This is a genomic window from Amphritea sp. 1_MG-2023, from assembly GCF_030547545.1.
In the GTDB taxonomy this organism is placed as follows: domain Bacteria; phylum Pseudomonadota; class Gammaproteobacteria; order Pseudomonadales; family Balneatricaceae; genus Amphritea.
Map to the genome: position 1 here is coordinate 1 of NZ_JAUOQE010000005.1, position 25,941 is coordinate 25,941.

General features: G+C 48.8%; 24 protein-coding genes. 19 read left to right on the forward strand and 5 right to left on the reverse strand.

All coding sequences use genetic code 11. The features are described from left to right. Positions 1-279: 279 nt before the first annotated feature. Together Q4488_RS04265 and Q4488_RS04270 are read left to right on the forward strand one after the other, a co-directional pair. Positions 280-1,860, forward strand: a complete 1,581-nt coding sequence (locus Q4488_RS04265; RefSeq protein WP_303579227.1) for a peptide chain release factor 3 — start codon at positions 280-282, stop codon at positions 1,858-1,860. A gap of 169 nt (positions 1,861-2,029) precedes the next feature. Next, entirely contained in the window at positions 2,030-2,797 is a 768-nt protein-coding gene (locus tag Q4488_RS04270; RefSeq protein WP_303579228.1) for a TatD family hydrolase, read from the forward strand. A 460-nt stretch (positions 2,798-3,257) separates the two neighbouring features. Here Q4488_RS04270 and Q4488_RS04275 read toward each other — a convergent pair whose 3' ends face one another. Beyond that, on the reverse strand, positions 3,258-5,165 hold the full coding sequence (locus Q4488_RS04275) for a beta-ketoacyl synthase (RefSeq protein WP_303579229.1): 1,908 nt from the start codon (positions 5,163-5,165) through the stop codon (positions 3,258-3,260). A gap of 323 nt (positions 5,166-5,488) precedes the next feature. Between Q4488_RS04275 and Q4488_RS04280 the strand changes: the two genes are divergently transcribed. After that, complete coding sequence (locus Q4488_RS04280; protein ID WP_303579230.1) at positions 5,489-6,139, forward strand: OmpA family protein; 651 nt, start codon at positions 5,489-5,491, stop codon at positions 6,137-6,139. 73 nt (positions 6,140-6,212) lie between these two features. Here Q4488_RS04280 and Q4488_RS04285 read toward each other — a convergent pair whose 3' ends face one another. Further along, positions 6,213-7,421, reverse strand: coding sequence for a flagellar assembly protein T N-terminal domain-containing protein (locus tag Q4488_RS04285; RefSeq protein WP_303579231.1), 1,209 nt, complete (start codon positions 7,419-7,421; stop codon positions 6,213-6,215). A gap of 140 nt (positions 7,422-7,561) precedes the next feature. Here Q4488_RS04285 and Q4488_RS04290 point away from each other — a divergent pair, with 140 nt between their 5' ends. After that, entirely contained in the window at positions 7,562-8,260 is a 699-nt protein-coding gene (locus tag Q4488_RS04290; protein WP_303579232.1) for a FlgO family outer membrane protein, read from the forward strand. Continuing rightward, a complete protein-coding gene (locus Q4488_RS04295) occupies positions 8,260-8,742 on the forward strand; it encodes an LPP20 family lipoprotein (protein WP_303579348.1) in 483 nt (160 codons plus the stop codon). The genes Q4488_RS04290 and Q4488_RS04295 overlap by 1 nt, the downstream gene beginning before the upstream one ends. Before the next feature lie 94 nt (positions 8,743-8,836). Here the strand turns inward: Q4488_RS04295 and Q4488_RS04300 are convergent, their stop codons facing one another. From Q4488_RS04300 to map, 3 genes are all read right to left on the reverse strand, one after another. After that, a complete protein-coding gene (locus tag Q4488_RS04300; protein WP_303579233.1) occupies positions 8,837-9,133 on the reverse strand; it encodes a DUF1244 domain-containing protein in 297 nt (98 codons plus the stop codon). Between the two features lie 65 nt (positions 9,134-9,198). After that, positions 9,199-11,880, reverse strand: coding sequence for a [protein-PII] uridylyltransferase (locus Q4488_RS04305; protein WP_303579234.1), 2,682 nt, complete (start codon positions 11,878-11,880; stop codon positions 9,199-9,201). A 23-nt stretch (positions 11,881-11,903) separates the two neighbouring features. Beyond that, positions 11,904-12,674: a type I methionyl aminopeptidase gene (gene map / locus Q4488_RS04310; RefSeq protein WP_303579349.1), complete on the reverse strand. Its 771-nt coding sequence runs from the start codon at positions 12,672-12,674 to the stop codon at positions 11,904-11,906. Positions 12,675-12,969: 295 nt separating this feature from the next. Between map and rpsB the strand changes: the two genes are divergently transcribed. From rpsB to rnhB, 14 genes are all read left to right on the forward strand, one after another. Then, positions 12,970-13,713, forward strand: coding sequence for a 30S ribosomal protein S2 (rpsB, locus tag Q4488_RS04315; RefSeq protein ID WP_303579235.1), 744 nt, complete (start codon positions 12,970-12,972; stop codon positions 13,711-13,713). A gap of 110 nt (positions 13,714-13,823) precedes the next feature. Next, positions 13,824-14,684 carry a translation elongation factor Ts gene (gene tsf, locus Q4488_RS04320; protein ID WP_303579236.1) on the forward strand — a complete coding sequence of 287 codons (861 nt, stop codon included), beginning with the start codon at positions 13,824-13,826 and terminating at the stop codon, positions 14,682-14,684. A gap of 98 nt (positions 14,685-14,782) precedes the next feature. Next, on the forward strand, positions 14,783-15,541 hold the full coding sequence (gene pyrH / locus Q4488_RS04325; protein WP_303579237.1) for a UMP kinase: 759 nt from the start codon (positions 14,783-14,785) through the stop codon (positions 15,539-15,541). Next, entirely contained in the window at positions 15,531-16,088 is a 558-nt protein-coding gene (gene frr / locus Q4488_RS04330; RefSeq protein ID WP_303579238.1) for a ribosome recycling factor, read from the forward strand. The genes pyrH and frr overlap by 11 nt, the downstream gene beginning before the upstream one ends. 38 nt (positions 16,089-16,126) lie before the next feature. Continuing rightward, entirely contained in the window at positions 16,127-16,888 is a 762-nt protein-coding gene (uppS, locus tag Q4488_RS04335) for a polyprenyl diphosphate synthase (RefSeq protein WP_303579239.1), read from the forward strand. Next, positions 16,881-17,693, forward strand: coding sequence for a phosphatidate cytidylyltransferase (locus Q4488_RS04340; protein WP_303579240.1), 813 nt, complete (start codon positions 16,881-16,883; stop codon positions 17,691-17,693). Before uppS ends, Q4488_RS04340 begins: the two co-directional genes overlap by 8 nt. 12 nt (positions 17,694-17,705) lie before the next feature. Continuing rightward, a complete protein-coding gene (rseP, locus tag Q4488_RS04345) occupies positions 17,706-19,058 on the forward strand; it encodes a sigma E protease regulator RseP (RefSeq protein WP_303579241.1) in 1,353 nt (450 codons plus the stop codon). 29 nt (positions 19,059-19,087) lie between these two features. Continuing rightward, a complete protein-coding gene (bamA, locus tag Q4488_RS04350; RefSeq protein ID WP_303579242.1) occupies positions 19,088-21,394 on the forward strand; it encodes an outer membrane protein assembly factor BamA in 2,307 nt (768 codons plus the stop codon). Between the two features lie 10 nt (positions 21,395-21,404). Next, on the forward strand, positions 21,405-21,896 hold the full coding sequence (locus Q4488_RS04355; protein WP_303579243.1) for an OmpH family outer membrane protein: 492 nt from the start codon (positions 21,405-21,407) through the stop codon (positions 21,894-21,896). Positions 21,897-21,903: 7 nt separating this feature from the next. Continuing rightward, positions 21,904-22,950: a UDP-3-O-(3-hydroxymyristoyl)glucosamine N-acyltransferase gene (gene lpxD, locus Q4488_RS04360; RefSeq protein WP_303579244.1), complete on the forward strand. Its 1,047-nt coding sequence runs from the start codon at positions 21,904-21,906 to the stop codon at positions 22,948-22,950. Then, positions 22,947-23,387: a 3-hydroxyacyl-ACP dehydratase FabZ gene (gene fabZ / locus Q4488_RS04365; protein ID WP_303579245.1), complete on the forward strand. Its 441-nt coding sequence runs from the start codon at positions 22,947-22,949 to the stop codon at positions 23,385-23,387. The genes lpxD and fabZ overlap by 4 nt, the downstream gene beginning before the upstream one ends. 2 nt (positions 23,388-23,389) lie before the next feature. After that, positions 23,390-24,160: an acyl-ACP--UDP-N-acetylglucosamine O-acyltransferase gene (lpxA, locus tag Q4488_RS04370; protein ID WP_303579246.1), complete on the forward strand. Its 771-nt coding sequence runs from the start codon at positions 23,390-23,392 to the stop codon at positions 24,158-24,160. 3 nt (positions 24,161-24,163) lie between these two features. Continuing rightward, positions 24,164-25,336 carry a lipid-A-disaccharide synthase gene (gene lpxB, locus Q4488_RS04375; RefSeq protein ID WP_303579247.1) on the forward strand — a complete coding sequence of 391 codons (1,173 nt, stop codon included), beginning with the start codon at positions 24,164-24,166 and terminating at the stop codon, positions 25,334-25,336. After that, positions 25,317-25,934, forward strand: a complete 618-nt coding sequence (gene rnhB, locus Q4488_RS04380; protein WP_303579248.1) for a ribonuclease HII — start codon at positions 25,317-25,319, stop codon at positions 25,932-25,934. The genes lpxB and rnhB overlap by 20 nt, the downstream gene beginning before the upstream one ends. The last annotated feature ends 7 nt before the right edge of the window (positions 25,935-25,941 follow it).

Below are 25,941 nucleotides of genomic sequence, written 5' to 3' on the forward strand. Positions count from 1 at the left end.
TTCAGAGAAGCAGGATCTCAGCGTTAACATTTTTCGACGTACAACCAGTATGCCTGTAACTGTTGCCTTGATCTCCAACTTCTCTGTAAGCCAGAGGCGGAATTGACTTATTCGCACCTTCCCTAAGGCTTCACTTGATCGCGTCGTTGTTTAGAAATCTTTATTGTGGTTATAGCTTTCGGTTGTGGATTCTTTCCTGATCGGCGAAAATAGCCGCCATTCTATTTTTAAGTCGCTGCGGTGGGCTGTGCAGGGCTGTTTCATAATAACCGGATCTCTATGTCTAGTATCTCTAAGGAAGTCACGACGCGTCGTACTTTCGCTATCATCTCTCACCCTGATGCGGGTAAAACGACGATTACCGAAAAACTGTTGTTGTTCGGAAACCTGATTCAGAAAGCCGGTACGGTGAAGGGTAAGAAGTCAGATCGTCATGCCACTTCCGACTGGATGAGTATGGAGCAGGAACGGGGTATCTCGGTCACCTCATCGGTGATGCAGTTTCCTCACAATGGTCGTATCGTCAATTTGTTGGATACTCCGGGGCACGAAGATTTCTCCGAAGATACCTATCGTACCCTCACGGCGGTCGATTCGGCGTTGATGGTGGTTGATGGCGCGAAGGGTGTTGAGGACCGCACCATCAAGCTGATGGAGGTGTGTCGTTTACGGGATACGCCTATTCTCTCGTTCGTGAATAAAATGGACCGAGATATCCGTGATCCTATCGATTTGCTGGATGAGATCGAAGAGGTATTGAAGATTGCCGCCGCTCCGATTACTTGGCCGATCAGTATGGGTAAAGATTTTCGCGGTGTATATAACCTCTATACCGATACCATTCATGTCTTTACGCCAGGGCAAGGTAGCGTTATCCCCGATGATATTCAGGTTAAAGGTCTTGAATCGGAGGAGGCTAAAGCGTTACTCGGTGCACTGTATGAGGACTTTATCGACGAGGTTGATCTGGTGCGTGGCGCGAGTCATGAATATGATCAAGTGGAGTATCTGGCCGGGCGTCAAACCCCAGTCTATTTTGGTACCGCACTGTCTAACTTTGGTGTACGTGAAATGCTCGATGGTTTTGTTGAGCTTGCGCCTGCACCTATTGCTCGGGACACCCTCAGTCGGCAAGTAGCGCCGGATGAACCGGCTTTTTCGGGCTTCGTGTTTAAGATTCAAGCCAATATGGACCCCAAACACCGTGACCGAATCGCCTTTATGCGCGTTTGTTCTGGTAGCTATACACGGGGCATGAAAATGCGCCATGTACGCATTAAAAAAGATATCAAAATTGCTGATGCCGTTACCTTTTTGGCGGGTGATCGCTCGAACGTTGAAGAGGCCTTTTCTGGCGATATTATCGGCCTGCATAACCACGGTACGATTCAGATAGGTGATACCTTCACCGAAGGTGAAGATCTTAAATTCACCGGTATTCCGCATTTTGCGCCGGAGATGTTTCGTCGAGTACGGCCGAAAGATCCATTGAAGATGAAGCAGTTGCAGAAAGGCTTGCAACAGCTATCGGAAGAGGGCGCGGTACAGTTGTTTCAGCCGATCAACAAGAACGATCTGATTCTCGGCGCGGTGGGGCAGTTGCAGTTTGAAGTGGTGGTGTATCGACTGAAAGATGAATATAAGGTCGAATGCATGTACGAACCCGTCACTATCTCCACCGCTCGCTGGGTGGAATGTGATGATGAACGCAAGCTGGAAGAGTTTCGTCGTAAAGGGGGTGATAACTTGGCACTGGATGGCGGTGGTCTGCTGACCTATCTGGCACCGACACGGGTTAATTTGAGTTTGACAGAAGAGCGTTGGCCCGACCTTCAGTTCCGTTCGACGCGGGAACACTAACGCGTATCAGCGATTAAATCGCTAGCATGTTGGTCTATATTCGAGCGCAAGGATGCGCACCTATCGCCGTCGTACGACGGCAATATCATCACGCATATATGCGATCCGCAATTTTTCTTGTGTCGCCTTTAGCGCTTCGTTGTGGCGTTAACCTGTCTATAATAGCGTTATGCAACTGATTGATACCCATTGTCATCTTGATTTTCCCGTTATTGCCGCTGATATCGAGGCGGTGTTGAGGCGTGCGCGGCAATCAGGAGTGACTCGATTTGTCGTGCCTGGGGTGGATCGGCAGCGTTGGGCTGGCATTCTAACGCTGTGTCAGCAACATAAAGGCCTCTATCCTGCGCTAGGACTGCATCCCTGCTTTTTAGCGCATGATCATACGGACGATCTGCAGCGGCTAGAACAGCTATTACAACAGCACCCTGAGATTGTTGCGCTGGGTGAAATAGGTTTAGATCTGTTTATTCCCGACGCGGATCTGAGGGCGCAGTTAAGCGTATTGCACCCGCAGCTGCTGTTGGCTAAACAGTATGATAAGCCGGTTTTGTTGCATGTACGTAAAGCCCATGATCAGCTACTTAAACAATTGCGACAGCTCAAATTACCGCGGGCGGGGTTAGTTCACGCCTTTGCGGGAAGTCAGCAACAAGCGGTTGAATATTTGCAGCTGGGTTTTAAGTTAGGTATCGGCGGCGCGATCACCTATCCGCGGGCGCTTAAGCTACGTCGGCTGGTGGCCGAGTTGCCCCTAGGCAGCTTTGTGCTAGAGACCGATAGCCCCGATATGCCATTGTGTGGTTATCAGGGGCAGGTGAATTATCCAGAAAGAGTGGCCTTGATCGCTGCAACCGTTGCAGATATTAGACAAGAACCACTAGCGGCGATCATTGAGGCAAGTGTGCTTCAGTCGACAAATATCTTGTCGTTATAAAGCGTGTCGTCGATATCTTCAAAGGTTTGCCAAACGGTATCGGTATGCGCATTGGCGAGTAGGCGATAATAGCGGCCATTGTCGCGGATGTTATCAGTCTGATGAGGCCAACCTTCTGGCGTCTACAGCAGGCGGATTAAGCTAGCACGATAATTTGGATCAGCGATGCCGGTGGCGTAAACTTTCTCGATTGGACCTGCATATTGGGCATTGCTAAGATTATAGCAGGTTGAGCGACTGTCTTGAAAGAGCGTGTGATGTTTCAGATCAAAGGTGTAATAACGGATATCGGTTCCGATAGCTGAGTGATGTTATCCGTGCAGCCGGTCAGCGTCATAAGTGATGCGGTGATAACGCTGAATATATGATTGCCTGTGATACTGAATGATGAACGTAAACCCTAAACCTAATGCTGAGAGACAGCGCTTAGGTTTAAGGTAGATCGTTTAAGTCGTGTCAGCTAGCTCATATCTTTAAACGGGTTATCGATATCTAAACTGATCGGTTGAGCATAACCGGGTAGCTTGATCTGTTGATTATTAATCTCAAGATCTTCACCTGTCAGCACATTGTTATCATAGAGATAAGTGGGACGTGTGAGACCCTTGATACTGTCTTGATCGTATTTCGCTGCGTTTGCACGGGTCACTTCAAGCTTGTCTTGATAGCGACTGATGGCCTCTGCGCCATGCCGTTTCAAGAGCATCTGCTGGGTAATATGCGGCGCCAAAACAACCGCACTGGCGTTATTGCCGCCAAACCCTTTAGAGTTGAGAATGACGGAATCCATCCCTTGTGGACCGACCTCGATATGCTGCTGACTCAGGTTTAAGTTGCTGGCGTGGATATCGGAGGCAAACTCGGCAGTGGTGGCAATACCGGGGATATAGCCGTACCTCCACATACCCAGCGAGAGATTCAGCTGATCACCGCCAGCGGTGCCTTGAGAGTGACCGATATAGCATTTCAGCGCGGCAACGGTCCAGTTTTGAATGCCAAAGGCCTTGGCTGTTTCATTGATAACGTGGGATTCAGTTACGCGGTTCTGCGGGGTACTGGTACCGTGGGCTTGAACAAAGCTGCGCTGCTGAAGTGATGCTTGACCGAGCATTTGTTTGATTAAAGCGGCCGATTTTGCCAGCGTGATGTAATTACCGATACCCGGTGCAGAGATCGATTTTTTATGACCATCGGCGTTAGCGAAGACTTCAGGCACGGCACCGTAGATATCGGCGCCGAGTTCAAGAGCCAAATCATCACTCATTAACAGCGTAAATTGTGATGATTCAGCGATAGTGAAACCGCAGTTGTCGCCAAAAGGACGGCAGGCTTTACGGTAATCATCGTCACTCAGTTCGCTGAGGTTATCTAGGGCCAACAGATCTTTATCTTCTGCGAGGGCGCCCATCGAACGAAAGCCTTCGATAATCTCCTGCGTTACCGGTGCATCGCTGCCACCCACTAATACAACCTTGCGACGCCCCGCACGAATATCATTGACGGCGTTACGTAGGTTGTACAGAAAAGTCGCGCAGGCACCCAAAGCACCGCCGGTGACGCCAACACTGCCGAGAATATACGCATTGATAAAGTCAGCAGGCATCTGTGCATAACCGAGAGGCATCTGCTTAGAGGTAGTGCGTTTACCAATAGAGGGGTATTTAGTTAAGCCGCCAAAACCCAAGTCATCGAGCTGACCGATAGAGTTACTGGCATAAACACCGATCTGATCTGGGCGTACGCTGGCGGCAATTTTATCCCAGGGAATACCCACCGACTGTAATGCGTCGGACGCGCCGAAGATAGTCATCTGAATATTGCGGGGATGATTGCGTGATTGATACAGCTTGCCTGGTTGAAAACCGCTGGGTAGTTGCCCCGCTGATTGGACTAACGCTTCTTTGTGATCGGGGAAGATAACGTCCAGATTACCCTGAACAGTTACTTCGACCTGTTTCGCCGATAGTGTATTGACTGTCCAGTTGGCAGGGATATGTTTCGGCATCTGCCGCGCGCGCAAGGTAAAGCGGATCGCGCCATCGGTGTTCAGTGTGGCGGGTTTATTGAAGGTCACTTGATGAACATCGAAACAGTCTTTTTCGATGCGACGAATCAGCGTGTTATTACAAACCTGAGGTTGAATGGCGGCTAATAGTTCACTGACCGGGGTTGGATTACCCTGTTGATCGGTATAACAGTTGTCTTGGTAATGGGTTAACCCCATAAGGGTCGCCAGATCGAGCAGTGTCTCGTTACGGTCTGTATCGTTAAGCTTGTCGAGCAACAGGCGGCGATAGCCATGGTGAAAGGAACTTCGTCCGGCTGGGCTGATGCCGCCGAACCCCACAATGACTGGTAGTTGAGACAAGTGATAATCCTCGGGACTAGATGAGATGACCGCAATACATAGGTCTTACTTATGTGTTAATACAGATTCTATAAGTTGTTGTACCCTGAAACCAGATCTATATCGGTAAAATTGCACCAATAAGGTGATATTCAGGCTAAAAAACGATAATTTAGGGTCAATATTTGTGCTGGGGAACTTAGTTGGCAATATGATCACTAAGATCGACTGACAAAGCCTGATAAATCGATCGTTGGAAGCACGATGATATAAACGTATGTTACTCGCGTTCAGCGCGCACTTAAATGCACTGATCGCGGTCACCAATACCCAAAGGAGTGATAATGAAAAAAGTGATAGTTTTAGCGGGTGCACTCGCATTAGCTGGGTGTCAGACGCTAGATCCTTATACCCAAGAAGCGAAAACCAGTAATGCCACTAGCGGTGCCGGTATCGGCGCGGTAGCGGGGGCCGTGTTGGGCAATGCGGTGGCCGGTAAAGGTAATCGCACAGAAGGCGCAATCGCGGGCGCTCTGTTAGGCGGGGCCGTGGGCGGCGGTATTGGTTATTACATGGATCAACAGGAGATGTTGTTACGCCAAGAGCTAGAGGGTACCGGTGTTCGCGTGGAACGCATTGGGGATTCGATTCGCCTCGTTATGCCCGGCAATGTTACCTTCGCAACCGGTGCTTATAATATTGATCAGGGGTTCTATCCTACGTTAAATTCGGTGGCTAAAGTGCTTATCAAATTTGATAAAACGGTGGTGAATGTGGATGGCTTTACCGATAGCACGGGGTCATTTGAAACCAATCAGACGTTGTCTGAACGACGTGCCGCCAGTGTTGCCGAGTATCTTTCTCGTGGCGGAGTACCGCCGCTACGGTTACAGTCTAGGGGCTATGGTGAGCGCTACCCTGTGGCGAGCAATGATACCGTGGGTGGACGGGCGATGAATCGTCGCGTCGAGGTGAATATTCGGGGTAGTCAATAAGTTTTGCTAATGGCGACAGACGGCTGTTTAACGAGACATTAAGCGGCCGCTTGTGTGCTATTAGCGAGACTCATTACCAGGCAATAACGACATCATCGGCTTGGATATTGTCGATGCTACTGTCTTCGGCCAGCCGACCAATGGCGAACATCGGCTGCACCTCAATGACGGTCATGGTTTTACGGGTGTTAGTTAGCTGTACATGGCTGCGCATCGTGTCACTGAAGAAGTTCGATTTACGATAGACGGTGAGTTTATCGCCGACCTTCATGCCGGAAAGTGCCCCCGCATTAAACCAGAGTAAATTATCTTCGCTTTTGGTGATCCTTGCGGTGAATGGCATGCAGCGCAGTTCATCATTGAGATCATCGGCGATTTGATGGATCAGTATTTGAGTTTGATTACCATAATCCTGTTGCCAGAAGGCCGCACTGGCAAAGTGAGGTCTAGCTTCGGGTGCTAGGTTCCAGCGTCCAGCGGTAGTGTATTGCTTGCTAAATAAAAGCGCCCCAGAAAAACCATCGTGAATATATAGATCGAGTGCCAAGGTGCGTAAGTGACGTTGACTGCGGTAATCCATGCGGTTATAAAAATCGACGAGTATATTGCGCTTCGGATCGGTGACCGATGAATCGTACATCGTCATATCGCGAATAACGCCGGAGACAATATATTGCACATCGAGTTGTCGAGTGTAGCCGAGTACGGTGGTTAGCGCTCCAGCACTCAGTTGACGGGTGGGGGCATTACGGGTGTTTTCGTGAACATTTAGCATGCCTGCGCTGAGCGCTTTGAGGTTGCTGGTTTGATTGATCTGGTTGCTGAGTATATGGCTCAGTTCAGTTTGAATATTACTCAGATCCCCTAAGCTGGCGTGTTGTGGATAGAGTAATGGAAAGGCGGTCACGGCCACGGATTTTTGATAGCCATGACCGGAAACACCCGCTGGGCAGCCTGCTTCAAAATCGATATCGGCTCGCAGCTTAACCCACAGCATCCGCCCCTGAATTTTTTCGTCGAGCACTTCAATATTACTGACCATACCCAGTGTGCTGACCTGCATATTGTCGATACTCAATACGCCCTGATCGATGCGTTGAGTGCTGCTGACGATCGCGCTGGCTTGAAGAGAGGCTTGCTGAGTGGCATTTTTGATCGCGGCTCGACGTGCCGAATCAATATCCTTATCGAATATGAGGGCTCGGCCCTCGGCCTCCATCGTAACGGCATGCAGTGACAAGCTGACAAGGGTAAGCAATAACGCGGCGGCGATTCGTATCATAAGGCTAAACATACTTTCTGGCTGACCGATAATACACTAAGGTATGCAAATTATTGATTCGTTGCAATACGGCGGGGACTGTTTAAGTGCCTGATTTATGTTAGTTTAAACGTATATTTAATTCAGAGTGTCGGGTGTTGATGAGATATTCTTTCCTGCTATGTCCCATCCTGTTAGCTGGGTGTTCGTTGAATCAGTCGATTCCTGTCACGGTGCAGCATATCGATCCGCAGGCGTTGCAGCAGATACGTGAGGCGGAGACGGCAAATCTTGAAGCGCAACACGCGCAGGCGCAATATGAGGTGAGTCTGGTGGGGCATCAGCCTAGCGGTGGCGATCCTTTGAGTGAAACGGTGGCGCAGATGGCGGTGCAGTTGAATGTCGGATTGCAGGAAAACCGAGTGAAACGTTTGCCGATTGCGATTTTGCCTTTTGTACAGTTAGGCAGTAAAGCCTCAGGCACACCGACGGGCGAACGCCTCAGTGAAAACTTCATCTTTCAATTACAGCAGCATGGCTACAATCTGATCGATTATCGCGCCGTCAGCTTGAATACCACGGTAAAAGAGCCATTATCGGCGGCTAATCTATCGAGTATTCGTAATCGTTTTCGTATCCATTTTGTCTTAACGGGTACCTATAGTCAGCATCAAGATGGTCTGATTGTTAATGCGCGTGTGTTAGATACCACGACTCGACAGGTATTGGCCGCCTCGCAAACGAATATCCCCACGGTTCGATTGGAAGGTGCGCTGCCGGGCTATAATCCGATTAAAGCGATGGATGAGGGGATGATTATCGAAAATGGCACCCGACAACGCGTCTCGGAGAGCGAGTGATGATATTGACCGCTGGGTTTAAAAAACTATCTCGGGTTTGTTTGGCGGCGTTGTTGCTGGTTGCTCTGTCGGGTTGTGAAACCTTTGTTGAGTCCACCAAGGATATTGTGTCTGCTTTACCGGATCTACCGCCGCGAGTGGATAGTACGCCGCTCGAGCCTAACTGGGTACAGGTTACCGGTTATGCTCCGATTAGTTTGCAAGCGGGGCAAAGTCAACAGCATAAAGTATTGCAGGCGATGAAAGCATCGAAGCTGGATGCTTATCGCGAACTTACGGCGCTAGTGCATGGTCAATATATTGCGGGGACAACCTCTGTTAAGGATATGATTTTGCAAAATAATTCGTTTCAAGGCGCGGTAGCTGGGATTATTCATGGGGCGCGGGTGGTGAAAAGTTATCCACTGCAAACCGATGTCTATGCCACGATTCTTGAAGTTGATTTGAGTCAGGTGCAGCAGGCTTGGGAAAACAATCATTAGCGAGCATGACTGAGTGAGTGAAAGCTAAAAAACGCAGCGACGCTGAAGTGGCTGCGTTTTTTTTTGATACTTATCGTTGTATCAACCGGCGGCTTTAAGCAGGTTTTTGGCTGGCTTGATAGGCAGCGAGCTGTTCAGGAGTCGCTTTTTGTTGATGCTTGGCTTTCCATTCACTGTAAGGCATGCCATAGACGTGTTCGCAGGCGTCTTCGTAGCTGAGTTCAACGCCCTGCTCATCGGCAGCCGCTTTGTACCATTTAGATAAACAGTTACGGCAAAAGCCGGCAAGAATCATTAGATCAATGTTCTGTACATCTTTGCGTTCATCAAGATGTTGGAGTAAACGGCGAAAGGCCGCCGCTTCGAGTTCAGTTTGAGTTGTTGTGTCCATGAGTGTTCCTAAGGTTGGCGAGTAGCACCCTATCGCCGGGCGAATAGGGTGTTTGTTTTTTGCTACTAGCTGTATTCATCGAGTTGCTGGCAGATGGCCTGCTGTAATTTGATGCAGATATCGGGGTCGCTGATAGGTTGGCCGTGATGATCAGAGATAAAGAAGAAATCCTCTACCCGTTCACCAATACTGGCGATCTTGGCTTTACGCACTGAAATATCAAAATCAACGAAAATACCACCTAAGCGGGCTAGTAGCCCGGGGCGATCCGGTGAAATGATCTCAATGGTCGTCAGTTGAGTGGCCGGATCGGTACTCATGTTGACCTGAGTTGGATAAGCAAACAATTTCATCTGTCGGGGAATTCGACGCTGAATAATAGCGGGATAATCATCGGGATCATCCAGCTCTTCTACCAGATGATGACGAATCTGATCTAGGAAGGCATCGTCATCGGGAAGCGGCTCATTGTCTTCGGTCAAGACGGTGTAGGTGTTCAGCGCCTGATTGTTATCCGCCACCATGATGCGAGCATCTTGGATGTTAAGCTTGAGTTGATCGAGGGCTGAGGCCGCCGCCGCAAAGAGGCTGGGCAGATCGGGCATATAGATGAATATCTCAGTGGCGCCCTCGAATGCTCGGTAAGAGGTTTTACGGATCATCACCAATGGCTCATCGGAGTCTCCATGTTCGAGTATAGCTTGAGTCTGCCAGGCGATATGTTGAGGTTGTTCTCGGAGGAAGTAATCATCGCCGAGTAGCTTCCAAAACTCCAGTACGTCTTCTTCGTCGAAGCCTTTGCGTTGCATAATCGCCAGCGATTCATTCTGAATCTGCTCGACACGATCATCTTTGTTGACCGGGTTTTCTAAGCCACGCCGCAGGGCGCGTTTAGTTTCGGTGTATAACTGACGCATCAGCGTAGCTCGCCAGCTATTCCAGAGGCTGTGATTGGTGGCATTGATATCGGCCACCGTGAGGATATAGAGGTAATCCAGATGCACAATGTCTCTGACTTGTTTGGCGAAATGCAGAATAACATCCGGATCAGAGATATCTTTGCGTTGCGCTGTCATCGACATCAATAGGTGATTGCGTACCAACCATTGTACTAAGTGAGTGTCCCATTTACCCAAGTGATGGCGTAGGCAGAAAGCAATGGCATCTTCAGCTCCTAGTTCCGAATGATCACCGCCGCGACCTTTAGCGATATCGTGGTAGAGACCCGCAATATAGATCAATTCCAGCTTGGGAAGTTGATTGATAATACGATAAGCGATGGGGAATTTTTCGCGCTGATCTTGATGGCGGAACTTACGAACCTTCTGAATGACTTTGAGCGTATGAGCATCAACGGTGTAAATATGAAACAGATCGTGCTGCATCTGACCGATAATTTGACCAAACTCTGGCAGGTATAGCCCGAGGATACCGAAACGGTTCATACGCTTTAATTCAGTGGAGACGCCCTTATCCTGACGCAGTAACTCCATAAACAGCGAGGTGTTGCGAATATCGCTGCGAAACTCATCATCGATACGGTGACGATTGTTTCTGATCAAACGAATGGTGGATGCGCGAACACCTTTTACCTCGGGATGTTGCGCAAGCAGGACGAACATCTCTAGCATGGCAAAGGGGTGATGCTCAAAAACGCTATCATAGGCCACTCGGATAAAGCCGTTGTGCAGATTGAAGCGGTTATTGAGAGGTTCAATCACCTGTTCCTCTTCATGACGCAGAATTACTTCATCAAAATATTGCAGCAGCATGCCGTTGAATTCTGACATCGCTTTGGCCACGAGGTAATACTTATTCATAAACTGTTCAACGGCCAAGGCGCCGCTTTGATCGGTATAACCGAATAGTTCAGCGAGGCTACGTTGATGATCAAACAGGAGGCGATCTTCGCGCCGCTGACACAGCATGTGCAGACCGTAGCGTACCGTCCAAAGGTAGAGTTCACCTTTGTTGAGGGTGTCGAGTTCTTGTTCGGTGAGAAAACCGTGATCGACAAGATCGCGAATGTAGGTGGCACCGAAGTGACGTTTTGCAACCCAGCCAATGGTCTGCATATCCCGAAGCCCTCCGGGGGAGTTTTTCAGATTAGGCTCAAGGTTGTACTCGGTATCATTAGTTTTATCGTGGCGACCGTTTTGTTCGTTCACTTTCGCGAGGAAAAACTCTTTATCGGTCCAAGCGCCTTCCGACGTGACGCGCAGGTACATCTGAATATGTAGGTCTTCGTTGCCAATCAGAGGGCGGGACTCGATTAGGTTGGTGGCGATAGTGATATCATTTTGCGCTTCATCATAGCACTCATCAACCGTGCGCACGCTAGAGCCGACATCGAGATTAATATCCCACAAGAGTGTGAGGAAACGGCTAATGCTGTCTTGTACCTCGGCATCGGTGATGTTATCTAGGAGGATAAGAATATCAACATCGGAGCGAGGATGAAGTTCGCCTCGGCCATAGCCGCCCACCGCGATTAGGCAAAAATGCTGATGGCTGGGCCAATCAAACAGATTCCATGCTTGCAGTAACAGTTGATCCAGCAGCCAAGCGCGACCGTAGATCAGCTTGCGAATATCCTCGCCGGCCCGAAAGCGAGCGTCCATGGTTTCTTGGGCGGCCTTGAGGGTCTTTTTAAAGACCGGTATCGGTGAGGTTGACTCCGCCAAAGCGGCCGAAAAGTCACTGGCTGAAAAGAGCGTTTCGTCAGCGGCAAAAGCGGTGTGCGACATGAATTTTTCCGTCAGTGATGAGGTTAGAAGGTTTCGTCGTTGCGTTTAGTGAGGGCTTCGAAACCGTCGGCGGTTACCAATAGCGTGTGTTCCCATTGAGCCGAAAGACGTTTGTCCACGGTTTCGACTGTCCAGCCGTCTCTTTTTAAAGTTTTGACGTGTCGCTTGCCGGCATTGATCATGGGTTCAATGGTAAAGCACATGCCTTCTTGCAGCTCGACACCGGTGCCGGGCTTGCCGTAGTGGACGACCTGAGGGTCTTCATGGAAGCCTTTGCCAATGCCATGACCGCAATACTCGCGGACGACAGAGTAATGATTGGCTTCGGCATATTGTTGGATTACATGGCCAATATCACCTAAGTGTGCACCGGGTTTGACCAGCGCCATACCTTTATAGAGGCATTCGAGAGTGATTTCGCAGAGGCGTTGAGCGTGTGGGGCAACGTTGCCAACGTAAAACATTTTGCTGGTATCGCCATGATAACCATTTTTGATAACGGTGATATCAAGGTTGACAATATCGCCGTTTTTGAGGGGTTTGTCATTTGGAATGCCGTGACACACAACATAGTTAACCGAGGTGCAGATTGATTTAGGAAAACCATGATAGTTGAGCGGTGCGGGGATGACGTCCTGCTCATTCACCATATAGTCATGACAGATCTTGTTGAGCTCTTCGGTGGTGACGCCCGGCTTGACGAAGGGTTCGATCATTTCGAGTACTTCCGCGGCCAGACGGCCTGCGATGCGCATTTTTTCGATTTCTTCCGGCGTTTTGATAGTGATGCTCATATAAACCCTTAAAATATGTAAGCCTTTGTGGGCGTAGAATATAGTCATGGAGACGATTGTCAGTGCCGTGATTGTAGCGAATTTAGCGCCTAAGAACAAAAGGCCGCGGCAAATAGATTGTAAATCGTGCTTCAAAAAGAGCTTTAAATATGGTATAAAGTCGCGCTCGAAATCGGTATCGAAAGATACGGGTTTCATAAATCCACACATGTTACCGACACATCTCCTTGGGTGCCGCTTGCGGTTGGGAGTTGGGGTGCATGGACGTCTAACCCTAAACTTTTAGGAAAGTATAATGGCAAAAGTTACAATGCGTGACCTGCTGAAAGCAGGTGTTCACTTCGGTCACCAGACCCGTTACTGGAATCCGAAAATGGGTAAATACATTTTCGGTGCTCGTAACAAAATTCATATCATCAACCTAGAACACACTCTGCCAGCACTCAACGGTGCGCTAGATGTGGTTAAAGGTATGGCTGGCAACAAGAACAAGATCTTGTTTGTCGGTACTAAGCGTGCTGCTAGCAAGACCATCAAAGAAGAAGCGTCTCGCGCAAATATGCCGTACGTTAATCACCGTTGGTTGGGTGGTATGTTGACGAACTACAAGACAATTCGTCAGTCTATCCGCCGTTACCGTGATCTGGAATCACAGAGCCAAGATGGTACGTTCGCTCAGTTGACTAAGAAAGAAGCGTTGATGCGTCAGCGTGAGATGGAAAAACTGGAACTGTCTATTGGTGGTATCAAGGATATGGGCGGCCTGCCGGACGCGCTGTTCGTTGTTGACGTTGATCATGAACGTATCGCTATCAACGAAGCTAACAAGCTGGGTATCCCTGTTATCGGTATCGTTGATACTAACAGCAACCCAGATGGTGTTGATTACGTTATCCCTGGTAACGATGATGCGCTACGCGCTATTCAGATCTATGTTAAGGCCGTTGCTGATGCATGTTCTGAGGGTTCTGAAGTTGAAGCTGGTGAGAAGAGCGAATTCGTTGAAGTTGAAAACAACGACGAAGCTGCTGCTGAGTAATCAGACTGTCAAGCGGTTTGGATAGACTGTTCAAACACGCGGGAGGGGGAGCTGAGTTGCTCCCCTTTTTTTGAATTTGAATTAATAGATTGTTGATGGGGTAAAACCAAATGGCAAACTTCTCCGCTAAGCAGGTAAAAGAGCTGCGCGATCGTACCGGTCTCGGCATGATGGAGTGTAAGAAAGCGCTGGCAGCTGCTGATGGCGATGTAGACAAGGCGATTGAAGAGCTGCGTAAAGCATCAGGCATGAAGGCGGCTAAGAAAGCCGGTCGTACTGCTGCTGAAGGTATTGTTGTCGCTAAAGTGGCTGATGATAATAGCTATGCTGTTGCTGTCGAGATTAACTCTGAAACCGACTTTGCTGCGCGTGATGCAAACTTTACAGTGTTTGCTAACACTGTGCTGGAAAAAGCGTTTGCTGATAAGCAAACTGATGTCGCAGCGCTGATGGCCGGTGAGCTGACTGAAGTGCGTGATGCGCTGGTACAAAAGATCGGTGAAAATATTAGCGTGCGTCGCATTTTACTGGTTGAAGGCGAAACGGTTGCTGCATACGTGCACGGTACTGGCACGCTGGCGGCTATCGTTGCTCTGACGGGCGGTGATGCTGAGTTGGCAAAAGACGTAGCAATGCATGTTACTGCGGTTAACCCACAAGTGGTTAGCAAAGATGATATGCCTGCTGATGTTGTAGCTAAAGAGAAAGAGATTATTCTGGCTCAGCCTGATATGGCCAGTAAGCCTGCTGAAATCGCAGAAAAAATGGTGGTTGGTCGTATCAACAAATTCTTGGCTGAAAATAGCCTGGTTGAACAGCCATTTGTTAAAAACCCAGATGTTAAAGTGGGTCAGTTGGTTAAAGATGCTGGCGCTTCTGTTGCCTCTTTCGTTCGCGTTGAAGTGGGTGAAGGTATTGAAGTCGAGCATAAAGACTTCGCAGCTGAAGTTGCAGAGCAACTGAAGGGTTAAAAACTAACCCTGCGAAGATTGCGTGCCCGTTCTGGGTGCGCAATCTGTTTTTTTCTTGTTACACTGGTGCGAACTCAGATTGGGTGGAGACGATACCGATGCCTGCCTCAAATAAGCATTCCAAATACAAACGTATACTTCTTAAGTTAAGTGGCGAAGCCCTGATGGGCGAAGGGAATTTCGGGATTGACCCTAAAGTACTGAACCGTATGGCGCTCGAAATCGGTCAGTTGGTGGGGATAGGTGTTCAAATAGGCATGGTTATTGGTGGTGGTAACCTTTTCCGTGGTGCAGCCTTGAGCGCAGCGGGCCTTGACCGGGTAACCGGTGACCATATGGGGATGCTGGCGACCGTCATGAACGCATTGGCGATGCGCGATGCCCTGGAACGTTGTAATATTGCGACTCGCGTGATGTCGGCGATACCGATGCGCGGTGTGGTCGATGATTATGATCGCCGTAATGCGGTCCGTTACCTAAATCAAGGTGATGTTGTTATTTTTTCTGCGGGTACCGGTAACCCGTTTTTTACTACGGATTCAGCTGCGTGTTTGCGGGGTATCGAGATCGATGCCGATGTAGTAATTAAAGCCACCAAAGTTGATGGTGTGTATACCGCAGATCCGATGAAAGACCCTACTGCCAAGCGTTATATGCATCTGACATTTGATGAAGCGCTGGATAAGCAGTTGGGTGTGATGGATTTGACTGCAATTTGCTTGGCCCGCGACCATGATATGCCGGTTAGGGTTTTCAATATGAACAAACCAGGTGCGCTTGCCAATCTGATCGTTGGTAGCGACGAAGGAACCGTCATTGATAATGATGCGACGGTAGGAGATATATATGCTGAATGAGATCGCTCAGGATGCCCAAGAGCGGATGGGTAAAAGCCTTGAAGCTTTGGCGACAAATCTAAGAAAGATTCGTACTGGCCGTGCCCACCCTAGTATTCTGGAAACGGTACATATTAGTTATTACGGTTCTGCTGTGCCATTAAGTCAAGTGGCCAATATCAGTGTTGAAGATGGTCGTACGCTATCTATCTCCCCTTGGGAATCTAATCTAGTGCCAGATATTGAAAAGGCGATCATGAAGTCTGATCTGGGCTTGAATCCGTCTACCGCCGGTGCTGTGATTCGCGTACCTATGCCTGCACTGACGGAAGAAACTCGTAAAGGGTATATCCGTCAAGCGCGTCACGAAGCGGAGAATGGTCGGGTATCTATTCGGAATATTCGTCGTGATGCTAACGGCGATATTAAAGATCTTTTGAAAGAAAAAGAGATTACCGAGGATGATGCGCGCCGTGGTGAAGATCAGATTCAAAAACTGACGGATAAGTTTATCGCTGATGTTGATCAGTTGCTGCAAGATAAAGAAGCAGACTTGATGGAAATTTGATAGGGAATAGCCGGCAACGTCGATTGTCGGCAATTAATATGTCAGAAAGAATACAGCTCAGCTTGCCTTCGGGCAGATCTGTTCCTCGTCATATTGCCATCATTATGGATGGTAATAACCGATGGGCAAAAAAACATGGTAAGGGCAGTCTCGCAGGCCATCGGGCGGGCGTTGATAGCGTTCGTAGTGTGGTGCGTGGGTGTGCCGAGCTGGGCGTAGAAGTGTTGACGTTGTTTGCCTTCAGTAGTGAGAATTGGCAGCGACCACCCCTTGAGGTCAAAGGGTTGATGGAGCTGTTTGCGTTAGCGCTGGATGGTGAAGTTAAAAAGCTACATAAGCATAATATTCGGTTACGAATTATTGGCGATAAAGGTGGTTTTAGTCGGACATTACAAAAGAAAATTGATAAGGCTGAGCAGCTAACGGCTGATAATACTGGGCTGCAGATCAATATCGCGGCCAATTATGGTGGTCGTTGGGATATTGTTCAGGCCGCGCAACGATTCGCTGAAGAATGTGTTGCCGGACGATTGACGCCTGATCAGCTGAATGCTGACTTACTCGGATCACTGGTTTGCTTAAATGATCAGCCTGCGCCAGATCTTTGTATTCGCACGGCGGGTGAGCAGCGCATCAGTAACTTTCTGATCTGGCAGATGGCTTACAGTGAATATTACTTTAGCGATCTATTATGGCCTGATTTCGATAAATATGCGCTGCGCGAAGCGATTCAAAGTTATGCGACTCGTGAGCGCCGCTTTGGTAAAACCAGTGAACAGATAGAGGCTGAGAATGCTTAAAGAGAGAGTTTGGACGGCTGTCCTGTTAGCTCCGGTGGTTTTGGTGGGGCTGTTTCTCTCCAGTTTTGATGTGTTTAAATTGTTTGTTGCCGGTATTGTGTTATTAGGTGCGTGGGAATGGGCTAATCTTTCGGGGCTGATTCCGGCAACCGCCCGACTGGCTTACACGTCTTTGATTGCGGCATCCATTGCAGCGTTGAATTATTACTCCCCGAATGCTGCTTTTGCGGATTTTCTTTGGTTAACGGTCTTGTTCTGGCTCATGGCTACGGTCTGGGTTGTGCGTTATCCCGCGCTAACGGGATGGCAAACTAAATGGCAGCGTGCACTCATCGGTCTGTTGGTGCTGACATCAACGTGGATGGCGTTGGTGAACTTGCAGCAGCAGCCAAAAGGTGATGTTTTGTTGTTGATGTTGCTGCTGCTGGTCTGGGGAGCGGACATTGGTGCTTACTTTGCTGGTAAAACGTGGGGGCGAGCAAAGCTGGCTCCGCAGGTGAGTCCGGGTAAAACGCGCGCCGGTTTATGGGGTGGATTGGCATCCTGTGCGATTATCTCGCTCTGTTTTATCGTCTATCTTGAACTAGATTTGCTTACCGGAGTCTACTTGTTGCTGATCGGAATGCTGGCTGGGTTAGCGTCGGTGTTGGGTGATCTGTTTGAGAGTATGTTAAAGCGTCATCGTGGTATCAAAGATAGTAGTCGTTTGTTGCCTGGACATGGTGGGATTTTGGATAGAATTGATAGTATTACCTCTGCCGCACCGGTTTTTGTGCTCTGTATGCACCTCTTATCGATTCGTTAACGCTGGGAAATAATGGATATACTGAATACCGTCGTTGCACTGATTGTTACCCTAGGCATCTTGGTAACCATTCATGAATATGGTCATTTTTGGGTGGCTCGGCGTTGTGGCGTCAAAGTGTTACGCTTCTCGGTCGGTTTTGGTAAGCCTCTGGTGCGCTGGCGTGACCGACGGGATACCGAATATGTTATTGCCATGATCCCGCTAGGCGGTTATGTCTCTATGCTGGATGAGCGGGAAGGGAGAGTCGAACCCGAACTGCTGGATCAGGCCTTTAATCGCAAGCCTGTGTTACAGCGTATCGCTATTGTGGCCGCAGGGCCGATCGTGAATCTTATTTTTGCCGTGCTTGTGTATTGGGCGATGTTTGTCTCGGGCGTGGAAAAAGTTGTGCCGGTGATTGGTAGTGTTGTACCGCAGAGTATTGCTGAACAAGCAGGATTGTCCGCGGGTGTGGAGATTGTCTCCGTGGCGGGGAGAGCGACTCAGTCATGGGATGATGTGAACATGGCGCTGGTGACCTATCTTGGGGAATCAGCGGTGGTTCCTCTGACAGTACGGCAAGGGCTAACGGGTGCACCGCGGGAATATCGCCTAGATTTGAGTGGCTGGGATTTTGATCCTGAAACGCAAAGCCCCTTAGCCGCCTTGGGTGTCAAACCATTTCGGCCGGTTTATCCCGCCGAGATTGGGCAGTTAGTGTCAGAGGGGGCTGCGAGTAAGGCCGGCTTGTTGGTGGGCGATAAGGTGACCTCGATTGATGCCGCGCCGGTTTCCGAGTGGCTGCAGTTGGTGACCATTGTGCGGCAGCATCCAGGACAGACATTGCAGTTGGGCGTTGAGCGCAATGGTCAGTTGTTGTCATTAAAAATCACACCGGATGAAAAGCAGGATCAACAAGGCGTTATTGGTTATATCGGTGCGGGTGTTGCCGCGGTTGAGTGGCCACCAGAAATGTTACGGCAGGTGCGTTATGGCGTGCTTGACTCGGTTACTCATGCGGCGTCAAAAACCTGGCAGATGATGAGCCTAACGCTTGATTCTATTTGGAAAATGCTCAAAGGCATCTTGTCAGTAAAAAACTTGAGTGGGCCGATAACCATTGCTAAAGTGGCGGGCGCTTCAGCCGCTTCGGGAGTCGAGGCCTTTGCCGGATTCTTAGCTTATTTGAGTATTAGTCTCGGTATTCTTAACCTTCTGCCTATTCCCATGTTGGATGGCGGTCATCTGCTGTATTATGCAGTTGAGCTGTTACGTGGTCGGCCGGTATCTGAAAAGGTGCAGATGATCGGCTTAAGGCTTGGAATGGCAATTTTGTTTTCGCTTATGGGCGTCGCTATTTTTAATGATCTAATGCGACTTTAAATTATCAATTTTAATATAAGAACCAGTTCATGAAGATCAGATTCGGACTTCTTTTTTCCCTGGCCCTATATACATCGGTAGCTACGGCGCAATCATTCACGGTAGACGATGTCCGTCTCGAAGGGTTGCAGCGAGTAGAACCTGGCCTAGTACTGCGAAACCTCGATATCGATTCGGGCCAGAATGTCGATCAAAGTGACATTTCCGAGGCGACTCGGCGAGTATTTCGTACCGGTTATTTTGATGATATTAGGATTGCCCGTGAGGGGAATGTCCTCGTTGTCAATGTTCAAGAGCGTCCTGCGATCAGTCTCATTCGCCTTGATGGTAATAAGGTGTTGGATGATGAGGCGTTGCTCGACGGCTTGAAACAGAACGGCTTGCGTGAAGGCGATGTGTTCAAACGGGCCACCCTCGAAAAAATTCGCCAAGATCTAGTGCGAATGTATGCAGGCCAGGGGCGTTACAGTGCTGATGTTCAGGCTGAGATCGAACCGTTGACAGAAAACCGTGTGGCACTCAATATTGATATTAAAGAGGGCAAAGTTGCCACCATTCAGCATATCAATATTATTGGTAATACCGTTTTCAGTGATGCAGAGCTGAAAGAGGATTTCTCTTTGAAGCTACCGGGCTTCTGGGATTTCTTTGGGGACTCAGATAAATATACTCGTGAAAAACTGTCAGGAGACTTGGAGCGTCTGCGTTCTTATTATCTCGATCGGGGGTATATTAATTTTGCGATTGATTCCTCTCAGGTGTCATTATCGCCCGATAAGAAACACGTATTTATCACCATCAGTGTGACGGAGGGAGAGCAGTTCTCGGTGTCCGGTGTGTCTGTGGCTGGCGATCTGGTGGTGGATGAGCAAGCGTTATTAGATGCGATCACTGTCGTTGAAGGCAGTACTTTCTCTCGGCGTGAAATGACGGCGTCTCAAGATGCCTTGATCCGTAAGCTGGGTGATAAAGGTTATCTGTTTGCCAATGTTAACCCTGTTCCTCAGGTTCAAGAGGATAATACCGTTAACCTGCAATTCTTTATTGCGCCGGGTAAGTTAACCTACGTGCGTCGAGTGGCGATTAAGGGAAACACTAAAACAGCGGATAAGGTCGCTCGACGTTCCATGACTCAGGTCGAGGGTGGTTTGGCATCATCTGCCGCGATTGAGCGTTCTAAGCAGAAAATTGCGCAAACTGGTTATTTTAAAGATGTGAACGTTGAAACCGCCCCGGTACCGGGTACCGATGATCTGGTTGATCTGGAATACAACGTTATCGAAGATAATACGGGTAATTTCTCCGCCAGTGTCGGTTTCTCACAAACCAGTGGCGCGATTCTCAACTTGAGTGTCGAGCAAGATAACTTCTTAGGCTCGGGCAACAGTGTCGGTTTCGGTGTGACTAACAGTGACACTATTACCGAGTACAAATTTAGCTATGTTGAACCTTACTACACCGTTGATGGTGTGAGTCGTGGTTATAACATTTATTCACGTGAGACCAATTACGATGAGGATAACATCAGTAATTATTCCACCGATACGCTCGGTGCGGGGGTTAACTTCGGTTACCCGATGAATGATTTTCAACGGCTTAGCTTTGGTTTGAACTACGAAGGGGTGAAGATTAAAACGATTGACGGTACCACCTCTGATGAAGTGTATGACTTTATTGATATAGAGGGCGATCAATATAATATCTTCAATGTGACCTTGGGTTGGAGTGATAACCATCTTAACCGGAAGATATTCCCGACCAGTGGCTATTCACAAAGTGCATCGATTGAAATTGGTATTCCCGGTAGCGATCTTTCATACCACAAAGAGCAGTATAAAGGTCGTATCTATGTGCCTTTGAGTGAAAATAAAGAGGGCTTGATCGGTTCTTTACGTGCTCGCGTCGCGTTTGCCGGTAAGCTTGGTGACAATGATTATCCATTCTTTAAAAACTACTATAGTGGTGGTTTGAGCTCGGTGCGTGGATTTGATTCCAATACGCTTGGGCCAGTAGATTCCAACGGTGATGCCTTCGGTGGTAACGTGGCGCTGGATATGAGCGCTGAGCTGATTTTCCCAGTGCCTTTTATCAAAGATTCGAATTCAATGCGTACGTTGTTGTTTGTTGATGCCGGGAATGTCTTTCAGACCGAGTGTTCTAGCGGTAGCGACTGTGATAATGGTATTAAGCTTGATGATTTACGTTATTCGACAGGTTTTGGTTTTAGTTGGTTAACACCAATAGGCCCTATTTCTATTGCGTTAGCGAAGGCGCTTAATGCTGATGAAGATGATGATGAGCAATTCTTTGAGTTTGCTCTGGGCAAAACGTTCTAAGGAGAAAAAAATGTTGCGATCACTGGTAATCATTCTGGGTATGGCTCTGAGCTTGAATGCGATGGCCGAAAAAGTGGCGGCCCTGAGTGTGCAGCAGGCGTTATTGAGCAGTAAAGCGGCCGATGCCTTTCGTGAGAAACTGAAAACAGAATTCAGTAGCGAGCAAAAGCAGTTGATCGATTTAGAGGCTCAGGTGAAAAAGATTCAGGACACTATTAAAAAGGGCATGGGCACGCAGTCCAAAGAAGTTCAGGATCAGCAACGAGTACAGTTTCAGAAGGCCTATGGAGAGTATCAACGTTTAGGTCAAGAGTTGCAGCAGAAACAACGTCAACGCGAAGAGGGATTTCTAAAAGATATGCGGCCTAAGCTGGATGCTGTGATTCGTGACCTGATTGAGACGGAAGGCTACGATATGGTGGTCAATAAACAAGCCACCATCTATGTTAAACCTGAGTTGGATATCACTCCTCGGGTCGTTGAACTGTTGAATAAGAAGTAATAAAACTATGGCTAAGCCGCGTTTCACTGTCTCTGAACTGGCGACGTTACTGGGTGCAGAAAGCGTTGCTTCGGATCATCTGATTGAAGGGATCGGTACGCTGCAATCGGCATCGAGTGTTGAGTTAGCTTTTTTACACAGTGGGCGTTATCAGCAGCAGTTGGCCGCATCACAGGCTGGCGCGGTGTTAGTACGTTCAGAGCATCGAGACGAGGTGGCAACGATCGCCTTGGTTGTGGCGGATCCTTATATTGCTTATGCGCAGGCGACAGCCTTGTTTAGAGATCAGCCTGCAGCGGATCGCGCTATGGTGAGTCCGCTCGCGTGCGTCAGTGAGTCGGCCGTGCTAGGCGAGAATGTCACTATTGGTCCTCATGCGGTGATTGGTGATCAAAGCGTGATCGCCGCCGGTGTCATCATCGGGGCTAACACGGTTATCGGTGACGACTGTGTGATCGGTGAAAATACTCATCTGGCGGCGAATGTAACGCTGTATAATCAGGTATCGATGGGAAGCGGTTGTGTTATTCATAGTGGCGCTGTGATCGGTGCGGATGGTTTTGGTTTCGCGAATAAGCAAGGTGAATGGCTCAAGATTTATCAGTTGGGCGGCGTTCAATTGGGTAATCGTGTCGAAGTGGGCGCTAATACCACCATCGATCGCGGCGCACTCGATGATACGGTGGTGGGTAATGGCGTGATTCTGGATAATCAAATTCAGGTCGCTCACAACGTTAAGATTGGTGATAATACGGCGATTGCCGCGTGTACCGCCATTGCCGGCAGCACTCAGATAGGTAAAAACTGCACTATCGCGGGTGCTTGCGCTATCGCCGGACATTTGACGATAGCCGATGGCACTCATGTCACGGGCATGACCATGATTAGCAAGTCTATCTTGCGAGCGGGGGCTTTCTCTTCCGGTACGGTGATGGAACCGCATCAGCAATGGAAGCGCAATGCGGTGAGATTTCGTCATCTCGATGAACTCTCTCGTCGGGTTAAAAGTTTAGAACAATTTGTAAAGCAGCATACTGAAGGTCAGCCTGAATGATGATGGATGTAAAAGAGATCCGCAAATATTTACCTCACCGTTACCCCTTCCTTCTGGTTGACAGAGTGGTTGAGTTGATACCGGGTGAGTCAATCGTCGCCTATAAAAATGTTACCGTGAATGAAAACTTCTTTACCGGCCACTTTCCCGATCATCCGGTGATGCCTGGCGTCTTGATTATTGAAGCGATGGCACAAGCGGCGGGTATTCTTGGTTTCAAGACCATGGATAAGACACCTGAAGATGGTTCTATATACTATTTTGTTGGTTCTGATAAAGTACGCTTTAAGCGCCCGGTTGTGCCGGGAGATCGATTGCAGCTAGAAGCGAAGATTATTTCAGAGAAGCGTGGCATCTGGAAGTTTGATGTTCGTGCTACAGTTGATGGTGAAGTTGCCAGTTCCGCAACGATTCTTTGTGCAGATAGAAAGGTGTAGATTTGATCCACTCCACGGCCATTATTGACCCGACCTCCCGCCTGGCTGATGATGTTGAAGTGGGACCCTGGACGGTTATCGGTCCTCATGTCGAGATCGGTTCAGGGACCAAAATTCACTCCCATGTGGTGATCAAGGGGCCGACCAAAATCGGCTCTGATAACCATATATATCAGTTCGCTAGTATTGGTGAAGACTGTCAGGATAAAAAGTATAACGGTGAGCCCACTGAGCTGCTAATCGGCGACAACAATGTCTTTCGAGAGGGTTGTACGGTGCACCGTGGTACGGTTCAAGATAACAGTATTACGCTGATCGGTAGTTATAACTTGTTTATGGCAAATGTTCATGTTGCCCATGATTGTATCGTGGGAGATAACAATATTTTGGCTAATAACTGCGCCTTGGCGGGGCATGTTCATTTGGGTGATCATATTATTCTGGGTGGTTTTACCGCCGTACATCAATTTTGTTTGATCGGTTCACACAGTATGTGTGGTGCCGGCAGCGTAGTGCTCAAGGATATTCCCGCATTTGTGATGTCGAATGGTAATAGCGCTAAGCCGCATGGTATTAATGCTGAAGGTCTAAAACGACGAGGCTTTTCTGCCGCCGCGATTCAGAATGTTAAGCGCGCCTATAAAATCATCTATCGTCAGGGTCTGAAACTTGATGAAGCGATTTCGCAACTGGAACCCTTGGTGCGTGATACCTCAGAACTCAAGTTGCTGTCTGATTCTCTTAAGGCCTCAACCCGAGGCATCATTCGTTAGGGTATGAGTACCCTGCGTATTGGTATCGTCGCCGGAGAGGCCTCCGGCGATATTCTTGGGGCTGGTTTGCTAGCCGAACTTAAACAACGTTATCCCGACTGTGTGATTGAGGGGATTGGCGGTGAGCTGATGCAGGCTGAGGGTTGTAACAGCTTGTACTCGATGGAGCGTTTGTCGGTCATGGGGCTGTTCGAGGTTTTGGGCCGCCTGAGCGAGTTACTGGGTATTCGTAAAGCACTGGTGTCACATTTTACTCAGCAACGACCCGATGTCTTTATCGGGATTGATTCCCCCGATTTTACGCTTAACCTTGAAGGTAAGTTACGCCTCGCGGGTATCCCAACGGTGCATTACGTTAGTCCGTCGGTTTGGGCATGGCGCAGTAAACGCGTGTTTAAAATACTCAAGACGACTGATTTAATGCTAACGCTTTTCCCCTTCGAGGCGAAGTTCTATCAGCAGCACTCTATGGCGGTCACTTTTGTGGGACATCCGCTGGCCAACATGATTCCTCTGGAACCGGATAAAGGCGCTGCTAGGGCCGCACTCAAGTTGCCTTTTAGTCAGCAAATTGTCGCGTTGATGCCGGGTAGTCGAGGCGGTGAATTGAAATACTTGGCAGAACCCTTTCTAGAGACGGCGCGTTGGTTGCTGAAGCGCAATGCTGATTTAGTGTTTGTGCTGCCTGCGGCCAATCAGCAACGCTACGATCACTTACGGGAGCTCATCGATCGACATTATAGCGATCTACCGATCGTGTTGACATTGAAACGCTCGCGTGAAGTGTTAACCGCAGCAGATGCTGTTTTGATCGCGTCTGGTACTGCGACTCTAGAGGCGATGTTGCTGAAAAAGCCGATGGTGGTCGCTTATCGGATGGCGTCTTTAACCTATAAAATTCTGTCACGTTTAGTTAAAAGCCCATATATTTCGCTGCCGAACCTATTGGCGGATGCGCCGTTAGTACCTGAAATACTGCAAAACGATGTGCGCCCAGAGGTGCTGGGCCCCGCGATGGAGCAGGCGCTGCTTGAGAGTGGCTCACAGAGTGAGTTGAAACAGCGCTTTTATGCGATTCATCAGCAGTTACGTCAAGATGCGAATAAAAAAGCGGTCGATGCTATTGAGCAATTATTATTATCCCGAGGGAAGTTAAGTGACGACGTTGACGTTTGATTTTGAACCCGAGCGGTTGGTGGCGGGGGTTGATGAAGTGGGGCGTGGGCCGCTCATCGGTAACGTCGTCGCTGCTGCGGTGATTCTAGACCCCAGCCGTCCTATTGATGGTTTGACAGATTCGAAAAAACTCTCAGAAAAGAAACGCGAAGCCCTCTTTCCGCTAATTCAATCGCGGGCACTGGCTTGGTCAATCGCTTGGGCAACCCCCGACGAGATTGATCAGCTGAATATTTTGCAGGCAACCATGTTGGCAATGACGAGAGCGGTTCAGGGATTGAGTATTTACCCCGAGCTTGCCTTGATTGATGGTAATCGTTGTCCCACCGATCTGCCTTGTGCTGCGCAAGCGATTGTTAAGGGGGATCTTAAAGAGCCGGCGATAAGTGCGGCCTCTATTTTAGCCAAGGTGTATCGTGATCGCGAAATGGTGATGCTGGATCAGCGTCATCCGGATTATGGTTTTGCTAAGCATAAGGGCTATCCTACGGCCCTGCATATGGAAAAGCTGCGATTATTAGGCCCCTTGCCTGAGCATCGTCGTAGTTTCAAACCGGTGGCCAAGCTACTCGCGTTAAATACTGACCTTATTGATTAAACGAGTT

Excerpts from the sequence above, each read along its gene's own strand:
- Q4488_RS04280 (WP_303579230.1), top strand. The coding sequence starts at position 5,489 with ATGAAAAAAGTGATAGTTTTAGCGGGTGCACTCGCATTAGCTGGGTGT.
- rseP (WP_303579241.1), top strand. The coding sequence starts at position 17,706 with ATGGATATACTGAATACCGTCGTTGCACTGATTGTTACCCTAGGCATC.
- lpxD (WP_303579244.1), top strand. The coding sequence starts at position 21,904 with ATGGCTAAGCCGCGTTTCACTGTCTCTGAACTGGCGACGTTACTGGGT.
- frr (WP_303579238.1), top strand. The coding sequence starts at position 15,531 with ATGCTGAATGAGATCGCTCAGGATGCCCAAGAGCGGATGGGTAAAAGC.
- Q4488_RS04300 (WP_303579233.1), bottom strand. The coding sequence starts at position 9,133 with ATGGACACAACAACTCAAACTGAACTCGAAGCGGCGGCCTTTCGCCGT.
- bamA (WP_303579242.1), top strand. The coding sequence starts at position 19,088 with ATGAAGATCAGATTCGGACTTCTTTTTTCCCTGGCCCTATATACATCG.
- Q4488_RS04265 (WP_303579227.1), top strand. The coding sequence starts at position 280 with ATGTCTAGTATCTCTAAGGAAGTCACGACGCGTCGTACTTTCGCTATC.
- tsf (WP_303579236.1), top strand. The coding sequence starts at position 13,824 with ATGGCAAACTTCTCCGCTAAGCAGGTAAAAGAGCTGCGCGATCGTACC.
- Q4488_RS04340 (WP_303579240.1), top strand. The coding sequence starts at position 16,881 with ATGCTTAAAGAGAGAGTTTGGACGGCTGTCCTGTTAGCTCCGGTGGTT.
- map (WP_303579349.1), bottom strand. The coding sequence starts at position 12,674 with ATGAGCATCACTATCAAAACGCCGGAAGAAATCGAAAAAATGCGCATC.
- lpxB (WP_303579247.1), top strand. The coding sequence starts at position 24,164 with ATGAGTACCCTGCGTATTGGTATCGTCGCCGGAGAGGCCTCCGGCGAT.
- Q4488_RS04305 (WP_303579234.1), bottom strand. The coding sequence starts at position 11,880 with ATGTCGCACACCGCTTTTGCCGCTGACGAAACGCTCTTTTCAGCCAGT.
- rpsB (WP_303579235.1), top strand. The coding sequence starts at position 12,970 with ATGGCAAAAGTTACAATGCGTGACCTGCTGAAAGCAGGTGTTCACTTC.
- Q4488_RS04270 (WP_303579228.1), top strand. The coding sequence starts at position 2,030 with ATGCAACTGATTGATACCCATTGTCATCTTGATTTTCCCGTTATTGCC.
- pyrH (WP_303579237.1), top strand. The coding sequence starts at position 14,783 with ATGCCTGCCTCAAATAAGCATTCCAAATACAAACGTATACTTCTTAAG.
- uppS (WP_303579239.1), top strand. The coding sequence starts at position 16,127 with ATGTCAGAAAGAATACAGCTCAGCTTGCCTTCGGGCAGATCTGTTCCT.
- fabZ (WP_303579245.1), top strand. The coding sequence starts at position 22,947 with ATGATGATGGATGTAAAAGAGATCCGCAAATATTTACCTCACCGTTAC.
- Q4488_RS04285 (WP_303579231.1), bottom strand. The coding sequence starts at position 7,421 with ATGATACGAATCGCCGCCGCGTTATTGCTTACCCTTGTCAGCTTGTCA.
- Q4488_RS04295 (WP_303579348.1), top strand. The coding sequence starts at position 8,260 with ATGATATTGACCGCTGGGTTTAAAAAACTATCTCGGGTTTGTTTGGCG.
- Q4488_RS04290 (WP_303579232.1), top strand. The coding sequence starts at position 7,562 with ATGAGATATTCTTTCCTGCTATGTCCCATCCTGTTAGCTGGGTGTTCG.
- Q4488_RS04355 (WP_303579243.1), top strand. The coding sequence starts at position 21,405 with ATGTTGCGATCACTGGTAATCATTCTGGGTATGGCTCTGAGCTTGAAT.